The organism is Azospirillum tabaci (genome assembly GCF_014596085.1).
GTDB lineage: Bacteria > Pseudomonadota > Alphaproteobacteria > Azospirillales > Azospirillaceae > Azospirillum > Azospirillum tabaci.
The window spans coordinates 1-8,549 of record NZ_JACCJY010000059.1 but is presented as its reverse complement, the minus strand read 5'-3'; the positions used below and the strand labels follow the sequence as shown (position 1 = coordinate 8,549).

Here is an 8,549-nt window from a genome sequence, read left to right as displayed (position 1 = left end):
GTACGACAACGAGTGGGGCTTCTCCAACCGCATGAGCGACACCGCCGTCGCCATGGCCAACGCCAAGTAAGGGCGGAGCCGCATTGCCCCCACCCTAACCCTCCCCCGCTGACGCAGGGGAGGGGACTGCCGCCACTCCGCGTAAAGGCACCCTCCCCTGCGAAGCGGGGGAGGGCCGGGGTGGGGGCAATGCGGCTCCCGTCTCCACCCCAAAAACTAAAATACCAGTTTTCAAACCCCGCCTTTTGAAAACACCTTTTGAAGGAGCCGTGGCATGCCCCGGACCTCCGACCCGCCGACCGCGCGCATCGCCGCCCTGGAGCGGGACGCCGACGCCCTGTGGCGGGCCATTCTGACCACGCCGGTCTTCGCCCTGGATGACCACGGCCTGCACGCGCGCTTCGAGGATTTCGGCCGCACCGCCCTTGCCCTCTTCCGGGAAACCGCCCGGCGGGCCGGCGGCGAACCATCGCGACACTCTGCGGCCGACCAAGCCATCCGGCGCATCGAAGCCGCCTACCACCGCGTCCACGAAGCGCTGCAAGCCGTTGCCACGCTTGCGCTTTCCGACACGGAGCGTGGTTTTCCGGCGCACGGGAGCGGCAGCGCCGAGCCACCACCGCAAGACGTGCGACAGAGTGTCTTCCGACGGGGTACGCAGTTCTCCTGACTTGCCCCGCACCGCTGATATACTAGTATCCACTCCATCGACGGCGCGATCCACGGACAGGCCCGACGGCCACCGGACCAGCGCCGCCCCCGCAGGGGATGCGCGGCACGCTCCCCCTCCATTCGCCGCAACCGGCAGCCACCACCCCGGACTTTTCATCGACGGCCCAGTCGGACCGCCCCAGGAGTACCGACTATGAACATCAAATCCCGGATCGACCGCATTCCCGGCGGGATGATGATCCTTCCCCTGTTCCTCGGCGCCTGCCTGAACACCTTCGCGCCGAACACGGGCAAGTTCTTCGGGTCCTTCACCAACGGCCTGATCACCGGCACCCTGCCGATCCTCTCTGTCTGGTTCTTCTGCATCGGCGCCAGCATCAGCCTGAAGGCCACCCCGCTGGTCCTGCGCAAGAGCGGCGTGCTCGTCTCCGTGAAGATCCTCACCGCCGCCACCATGGGCATCATCGCCTCCTGGTTCATCCCGCACGAGGGCGTCAGCTCGGGCTTCTTCACCGGCCTGTCGGTGCTGGCGATCATCGCCGCCATGAACGACACCAACGGCGGCATGTACATGGCGCTGATGCAGCAGTACGGCACCAAGGAGGAATCCGGCGCCTTCTGCCTGATGTGCCTGGAATCCGGCCCCTTCATGACAATGGCGACGCTGGGTCTGGCCGGTCTGGCCGCCTTCCCCTGGCAGACCATGGTCGGCGCCCTGCTGCCCTTCCTGATCGGCTTCGCCCTTGGCAACCTGGACCAGGAGTTCCGCAAGTTCTTCGGCCAGGCCGTGCCGGTGATGGTGCCCTTCTTCGCCTTCGCGCTCGGCAACAACCTGAACTTCGCGGTCATCCTGAACACCGGCCTGCTCGGCATCGTCCTCGGCCTCTCGGTCATCGCCGTCACCGGCTTCACGCTGGTCGTCGCCGACATCCTGCTGGCCAAGGGCAACGGCACCGCCGGCATCGGCGCCGCCTCCACCGCCGGCGCCGCCGTCACGGTCCCGCCGATCATCGCCTCCATCGAGCCGAGTTTCGCGCCGAGCGCACCGGCCGCCACCGCCCTGGTCGCCACCAGCGTCGTCGTCACCTCGCTGCTCACCCCGATCCTAACCGCCTGGTGGGCCCGCCGGTTCGGCGTCCTCTCCCCGCGCTATCTGGCCGCCCAGAAGAACGCCGAAGCGCAGCCCCTGCCGGCCCAGCCCGCCCCCGCCGAGTGACGGCGACCGACTGAGCGTCGCCCCACCCTGGGCGAAAGCCGGAGATTGCGGACCCCGTGATTTCCGGCTTGCACCGCGACACTGATATACTAATATGCTCCCTTAGGACCGGCCGAGCCGGCGACACAGGTGCAGCCATGGACATGCCGACCCCCCCGACGCCCGACGCCAGCAACGACCGCCCCGCCACCCAGCGGAGCGCGGTGAAGCCCTCCCGGGGGCCGGCGCGGGGCGCCTCCACCATGGCGGCGATCCACCGGTCGCTGCGCGCGGACATCGTGGAGATGCGCCGCAATCCGGGCGAGCCCATCGTCGAGAAGCACATCGCCGAAGCCTTCGGCGTCAGCCGCACCCCAGTGCGCGAGGCGCTGCAACGGCTGGCCGACGAGGGGCTGATCGAGATTTTCCCGCAGGTGGGCACCTTCGTCGCCCGCATTCCGGTGAACGCCCTGCCGGAAGCCATCGTCATCCGCACCTCGCTGGAGGGCACCGCCGTCCGCTACGCGGCGCAGCGCGCCACCGGCAGCCAGATCGCCGGCCTGCGTGCCAATCTGCTGCTCCAGCAGGAGATGGTGGAGGACGGCGACCTCAACGCCTTCCACGAGGCCGATGAGCGGTTCCACGCCCTGATCGCCGAGATCGCCGGCTACCCCGGCCTGTGGAGCATGGCGCAGCAGGTGAAGGTGCAGGTGGACCGCTACCGCCGCCTGACCCTGCCGGAGCCCGGGCGCCTCACCCATGTGCTGGCCGAGCACGCGGCGATCGTGGACGCCATCGCCGACGCCGACCCGGCGCTGGCCGCCGACCGCATGGCCGTTCACCTGGACGGCCTGCTGACCTCCATCCCCCAGGCCCAGGGGGCGAACCCGTTCTTCTTCACTGGTCCCTGATTTGGCCGCCGACCGGCCCTGAAAAACACAAACGAGGATACCGCCATGAAGATCACCGTCCGCCACGCGTCACACCAGGATGACGTCCGCAACTACGACACCACCAAGCTGCGCGACCATTTCCTCGTCCCGTCCATCTTCGAGGCGGACGACATCGTCCTCACCTACAGCCACATCGACCGCTTCGTGGTCGGCGGCGCCATGCCGGTGTCCGGCCCGCTGAAGCTGGAGTCGGCCAAGGCCATCGGCTCGGCCAACTTCCTCGACCGGCGCGAGCTGGGCGCCGTCAACGTCGGCGGCCCGGGCCGCATCACGGTGGACGGCGCGGTGTTCGAGCTGGCCCCGCGCGACTGCCTCTACATCACCATGGGCAGCCTGGACGTCCGTTTCGAGAGTCTGGACCCGGCCAACCCGGCGAAGTTCTACCTGAACAGCGCCCCGGCCCACGCCCGCTTCGAGACGATGAAGATCTCCATCGAGCAGGCCAAGGCCGTTCACATGGGCGATCCGGCCCAGTCGAACGAGCGCACCATCTACCAGATGATCCATCCGGACGTCTGCCGCACCGCGCAGCTCGTGCTCGGCATGACCGTGCTGAAGCCGAACAACATGTGGAACACGATGCCGTGCCACACGCACGACCGCCGCTGCGAGGTCTATTTCTACTTCGACCTGCCGGAGCCGGCCCGCGTCTTCCACTTCATGGGCGAGCCGTCCGAGACGCGCCACGTCGTCGTCGCCAACGAGCAGGCGGTGATCTCGCCGAGCTGGTCGATCCATTCCGGCGTCGGCACCCGCAACTACACCTTCATCTGGGCCATGGCCGGCGACAACCAGGACTTCACCGACATGGACTTCATCCCCATGGAAGACCTGCGCTGATCCCAGGACGCCAAGAATAAGGAGCAAGACAATGGCTCAGGCACATCCCTTCGATCTCACCGGCAAGGTCGCCCTGGTGACCGGCGCCCACACCGGCATCGGCCAGGGCATCGCCCTGGCGCTGGCCCAGGCCGGCGCCGACATCGCCGCGGTGGACGTCATTCCCCTCGACGAGACCAAGGGCCTCGTCGAAGCCGCCGGCCGCCGCTTCCACGCCATGAAGGCCGACCTGACCAGCATCGCCCCGGTGCAGGGTCTGGTGGAGGAGGCGGTGGGCACGCTCGGCGGGCTGGACATCCTGGTCAACAACGCCGGGATGATCCGCCGCGCCGACGCCGTGGACTTCACCGAGGCCGACTGGGACCTCGTGATGAACATCAACATCAAGACGGTCTTCTTCCTCTGCCAAGCCTTCGGGCGCTACGCCATCGGCCAGGGCCGCAAGGGCAAGATCATCAACATCGCGTCCATGCTGTCCTTCCAGGGCGGCATCCGCGTGCCCTCCTACACCGCCTCCAAGAGCGGCGTCGCCGGCATCACCCGCCTGCTCGCCAACGAATGGGCGGGCAAGGGCATCAACGTGAACGCCATCGCGCCGGGTTACGTCGCGACCAACAACACGGCGGCGATCCGCGCCGACGAGCAGCGCAGCGCGGAGATCCTCGGCCGCATCCCGGCGGGCCGCTGGAGCGTTCCGTCCGACATGGGCGGCCCGGCGGTGTTCCTGGCCTCCGACGCGTCGGACTATGTCCATGGCACGGTCCTGCCGGTGGACGGCGGCTGGCTCGCCCGCTGAGGCGGGGTGGTTCCGTTTCGGTGATAAAGCCGGGCGCCAGTGATGGCGCCCGGCTTTTTCTTGTGGCGGTTCGGGTTGGACATTGCCCCCACCCCGGCCCTCCCCCGCTGTCGCAGGGGAGGGAGATTCCTGCGAGGCGGCGGCAGTCCCCTCCCCTGCGAGAGCGGGGGAGGTAAGGGAGGGGGCAAAGGCAGCGTCAATACGTTTCCACGGGCGTTCCTCGGCGCTTCACGGCATAACGGAAGTCCCCAGGACCGCAACGCCACCCGCCATGCCGACGCCAAACGAAGCCCCCGTGACCGAAACGGAATGGTCGATCCGGACCGCGAAGGGAACCCTCTACGCGAAAAGCTGGACTCCGGAAGCCGCCGGCGCCGCGCCGATCATCCTCTTCCACGACTCCCTCGGCAGCGTGGACTTGTGGCGCGGCTTCCCGCAGCGGCTGGCGGAGGAGACGAATCGCCGCGTCATCGCCTACGACCGGCTGGGCTTTGGACGCTCGGACGCTCATCCGGGGCGGCTCGCCCTGGACTTCGTCGCCGCGGAGGCGCAGGACAGCATCCCGCCGCTGTGCGACCGGCTTGAGGTGACCGAGTTCGTCGCCTGCGGGCACAGCGTCGGGGGCGGCATGGCCGTCGAGACGGCGGCGCTCTTTCCGGAGCGGTGCCGCGCCCTCGTGACCATCGCCGCCCAGGCCTTCGTGGAAGAGAGGACGCTCGCCGGCATCCGCGACGCCAAGCGCGATTTCCAGAACCCCGCCAACGTCGCGCGTCTGGCGAGGTATCACGGCGACAAGGCCCGATGGGTCCTGGACGCCTGGACGGAGACGTGGCTGTCGCCCGGCTTCGCCGACTGGACCCTGGACCGCGCTCTCGCCGCGGTGCGCTGCCCGGTTCTGGCGCTGCACGGTGACCGGGACGAGTACGGCTCCAGCGCCCACCCCGAACGCATCGCGGCCGGGCGGGGAGCCGCAAGGCTTCTCCCCGACACCGGCCATGTGCCGCACCGCGAGCGGGAAACGCTCGTCCTCGATGCGATCCGGAGCTTCCTGAGCGAACTCTGATGGCCGGGATCAGGCCGCCAGGGGCGGATGCACCGCGTTGCGCGCCAGGATGGCCAGCGTGTGGCTGGCGATCATCCGTTCCTCGTCGGTGGGGATGACAAAGACCGGAACGCGGCTGTCGGCGGCTGAAATGCGCGTGGCCCGGGCGCGGTTCGCCGCCCCGTCGAGGTGGACGCCGAGCCAGCCCAGCTTCTCCGCCACCCGCGCCCGCACCGGGGCGGAGTTCTCGCCGACGCCGGCGGTGAAGACCACCGCGTCCAGCCCGCCCATGGAGGCGGCCAGCCCCGCCGCCTGCTTGGCGACCTGGAAGCAGAACAGCTCCACGGCCTCCGCGGCCTGCGGGTTCTCGCTGTCCAGCAGGGCGCGCATGTCGTTGGAGACGCCGGACACGCCGAGCAGGCCGGACTTGTGGTAAAGCAGCCGCTCCAGCTCGTCCGGCCCCATGCCCTTCTCGCGCATCAGATAGATCAGCACGCCGGGGTCGATGGAACCAGGCCGCGTGCCCATCGGCAGGCCGTCCAGAGCGGTGAAGCCCATGGTGGTGTCGACGCTGCGGCCCGCGCGCATGCCGCACAGGCTGGACCCGCTGCCGAGATGGCAGACGACGACGCGGGCCTCGGCCAGCTCCGGCGCGATCTGCGGCAAGCGCTGGGCGATGTACTCGTAGGACAGGCCGTGGAAGCCGTAGCGGCGCACGCCCTCGTCGGTCAGCTCGCGCGGCAGGGCGAACATCTGGGCCTGCCAGGGCCGCGTGCTGTGGAAGGCGGTGTCGAAGCAGGCGACCTGCGGCAGCTCCGGATAGACCTCGGCCAGCGCGGTCATCGCCGCGATGTTGTGCGGCTGGTGCAGCGGGGCCAGCGGCACCAGAGCCTCCAATTCCGCCAGCACCGCCGGGGTCAGCCGGACCGGCGCGTCGAAGCGGGTGCCGCCATGCACGACCCGGTGGCCGGCGGCGACCAGCCGCACGTCGCGCAGCTCGTGCCGCATCCAGGTCAGCAGGAAGCCGAGCAGCCCGGCGCGGTCGCCGGGGCCGACCTCGTCCAGGAGGCCGTCGGCCAGGACGTGGCGGGCCGCGTCCTTCGCCTCGAAGCGCGGGGCGGTGCCGATGCCGGAGATCTGGCCGGTCAGGACCGCCTCCAGATCGTGCTTTCCGGCGCCGCAGAAGACGGAGAATTTCAGGCTGGAGGAGCCCGCGTTGATGACGAGACAGGCGTCACGATGCGACATGGTGTGATCCTCACTCCGCAGCCAGGGGGGCGGCCAGGGGAGCGGCAGCGGCGTTGAGCGCGGGGGCGGGACGGCGCGCGGCGGCCACCAGCGCCGCCACGGCGCAGGAGGCGAGGCGGGTGCGGACGTTGTCGGCGCGGCTGGTCAGGATGACCGGAACCCGCGCGCCCAGAACGATGCCCGCCGCGTCGGCGTTGGCGAGGAAGGACAGCTGCTTGGCCAGCATGTTGCCGGCTTCCAGATCGGGGACGAGCAGGATGTCGGCCTGTCCGGAGACGGGGGACTTGATGCCCTTGATGCGCGCGGCCTCGGCGCTGATGGCGTTGTCGAAGGCCAGCGGGCCGTCGAGGATGCCGCCGGTGATCTGGCCGCGGTCGGCCATCTTGCACAGCGCGGCCGCTTCCAGAGTGGTGGCGATCTTCGGGTTCAGGGTTTCCACCGCCGACAGGATGGCGACGCGCGGCGTCTCGACGCCCAGCACCTTGGCGAGGTCGATGGCGTTCTGGACAATGTGGACCTTGTCCTCCAGCGTCGGGTAGATGTTGATCGCCGCGTCGGTGATCAGCAGCGCCCGCGGGTAGGTCGGCACGTTCATCACGAAGACGTGGCTGATGCGGCGGCTGGTGCGCAGGCCGGTCTCCTTGCGGACGACTTCGGCCATCAGCTCGTCGGTATGCAGGCTGCCCTTCATCACCGCCTCGGCCTCGCCGGTGCGGGCCAGGGCGACGGCCGCTGCCGCGGCGGCGTGGCTGTGCTCCACGTCGACCAGACGGTAGCGGGCGATGTCCAGCCCGTGGGCGGCGGCCAGCGCGCGGATCTTCGCCGCCGGGCCGATCAGGATGGGGTCGATCAGGCCCGCTTCCGCCGCCTCCACCGCGCCCTTCAGCGAGCTTTCGTCGCAGGGATGGGCGACCGCCGTGGCGACCGGCTCCAGCCCGTCGCACTTGCGCAGCAGCGCGTCGTGCTTGTCGTGGCGGATCATCTGGATCTGCGGCAGCGCGTGGGCGGCGCGGCGGACCTTGCGGGTCGGCGCGATCACCTCGGCGGTCCCGGTCACCACGACCTCGCCGTCCTGGTTGGTGCACAGGCAGTCGAAGACGACGATGTTCTTGTCGGCTTGCTTCTCGCGCACGGTGACGGTGGCGGTGATGACGTCGCCCAGCCCGACCGGGCGGCGGAAGCGCAGGTCCTGGCCGGCGTAGACGGTGCCGGCGCCGGGCAGCCGCGTCCCCAGCACGCCGGAAATCAGCGCGCCGGACCACATGCCATGCCCGATCACCTTTTGAAAGCGGCTGTCGGCGGCGAATTTCGCGTCCAGATGAACCGGATCGATGTTGCCGGAGACGGTGGCGAACAGCTCGACATCCATCACGGTCAGTTGCCGCGCGATGCTGGCGGACTGCCCGATCACGATCTCGTCGAAAGTGACGTTTTCGATCGGGGCCGCCTCGATCGGGGCCGCAGGGAGGTCGCCGCTGGTTTCACCATTGGCAGTCATTGCAGAACACTCCGGATAAGAGAAATAGGCATGATGCTGACCGTTTCAGCCGATCCCTCCCGGCGCGCGCCTTGCTGAAAGGGGAAGCGCGTCTTGCCGTCTTCTTCTGTGAGCGTCTTTTTGTGTACTGATATATTAGCGGAAAAGGCGGTGCGGCGCAGCAAATCCGGCATCACCGGACACTTTGCCGCAGGCCGCCTTCCGCGGGGCCGTTACGCCTTGAGGATGCCGCGTCCGGCGAAGCGGGCGGCGGTGCCGAGCATCTCCTCGATGCGGATCAGCTGGTTGTACTTGGCCAGCCGGTC

At 69.1% G+C, this 8,549-nt stretch carries 10 protein-coding genes; 6 read left to right on the top strand and 4 right to left on the bottom strand.

What is annotated here, in order from left to right:
- Window positions 1-274 precede the first annotated feature (274 nt).
- The 6 genes from H0B54_RS29060 to H0B54_RS29035 all read left to right on the top strand — a co-directional run bounded on the left by H0B54_RS29060 (window position 275) and on the right by H0B54_RS29035 (window position 5,519).
- Window positions 275-670, top strand: a complete 396-nt coding sequence (locus H0B54_RS29060) for a hypothetical protein (protein WP_188263235.1) — start codon at window positions 275-277, stop codon at window positions 668-670.
- 195 nt (window positions 671-865) lie between these two features.
- Window positions 866-1,888, top strand: a complete 1,023-nt coding sequence (gene kdgT / locus H0B54_RS29055) for a 2-keto-3-deoxygluconate transporter (protein WP_188263234.1) — start codon at window positions 866-868, stop codon at window positions 1,886-1,888.
- 137 nt (window positions 1,889-2,025) lie between these two features.
- The gene (locus H0B54_RS29050; RefSeq protein WP_188263233.1) at window positions 2,026-2,778 is read left to right on the top strand and encodes a GntR family transcriptional regulator; all 753 of its coding nucleotides are present in this window, start codon (window positions 2,026-2,028) and stop codon (window positions 2,776-2,778) included.
- Between the two features lie 45 nt (window positions 2,779-2,823).
- Window positions 2,824-3,660: a 5-dehydro-4-deoxy-D-glucuronate isomerase gene (kduI, locus tag H0B54_RS29045; RefSeq protein WP_188263232.1), complete on the top strand. Its 837-nt coding sequence runs from the start codon at window positions 2,824-2,826 to the stop codon at window positions 3,658-3,660.
- Between the two features lie 31 nt (window positions 3,661-3,691).
- A complete protein-coding gene (gene kduD, locus H0B54_RS29040; protein WP_094307539.1) occupies window positions 3,692-4,456 on the top strand; it encodes a 2-dehydro-3-deoxy-D-gluconate 5-dehydrogenase KduD in 765 nt (254 codons plus the stop codon).
- A 295-nt stretch (window positions 4,457-4,751) separates the two neighbouring features.
- Window positions 4,752-5,519 (top strand): alpha/beta fold hydrolase, encoded by a 768-nt coding sequence (locus tag H0B54_RS29035; protein WP_343069055.1) that lies wholly within the window; start codon window positions 4,752-4,754, stop codon window positions 5,517-5,519.
- A 9-nt stretch (window positions 5,520-5,528) separates the two neighbouring features.
- Here the strand turns inward: H0B54_RS29035 and H0B54_RS29030 are convergent, their stop codons facing one another.
- The 4 genes from H0B54_RS29030 to H0B54_RS29015 form a co-directional block, all read right to left on the bottom strand.
- Window positions 5,529-6,746, bottom strand: a complete 1,218-nt coding sequence (locus H0B54_RS29030; protein WP_188263230.1) for an acetate/propionate family kinase — start codon at window positions 6,744-6,746, stop codon at window positions 5,529-5,531.
- Window positions 6,747-6,756: 10 nt separating this feature from the next.
- Entirely contained in the window at window positions 6,757-8,244 is a 1,488-nt protein-coding gene (locus tag H0B54_RS29025; protein ID WP_188263229.1) for a bifunctional enoyl-CoA hydratase/phosphate acetyltransferase, read from the bottom strand.
- Window positions 8,241-8,417 (bottom strand): hypothetical protein, encoded by a 177-nt coding sequence (locus tag H0B54_RS29020; RefSeq protein ID WP_188263228.1) that lies wholly within the window; start codon window positions 8,415-8,417, stop codon window positions 8,241-8,243. Before H0B54_RS29020 ends, H0B54_RS29025 begins: the two co-directional genes overlap by 4 nt.
- A 39-nt stretch (window positions 8,418-8,456) precedes the next feature.
- Window positions 8,457-8,549: hypothetical protein (locus tag H0B54_RS29015; RefSeq protein WP_188262419.1), on the bottom strand; the 93-nt coding region annotated here is incomplete at its 5' end.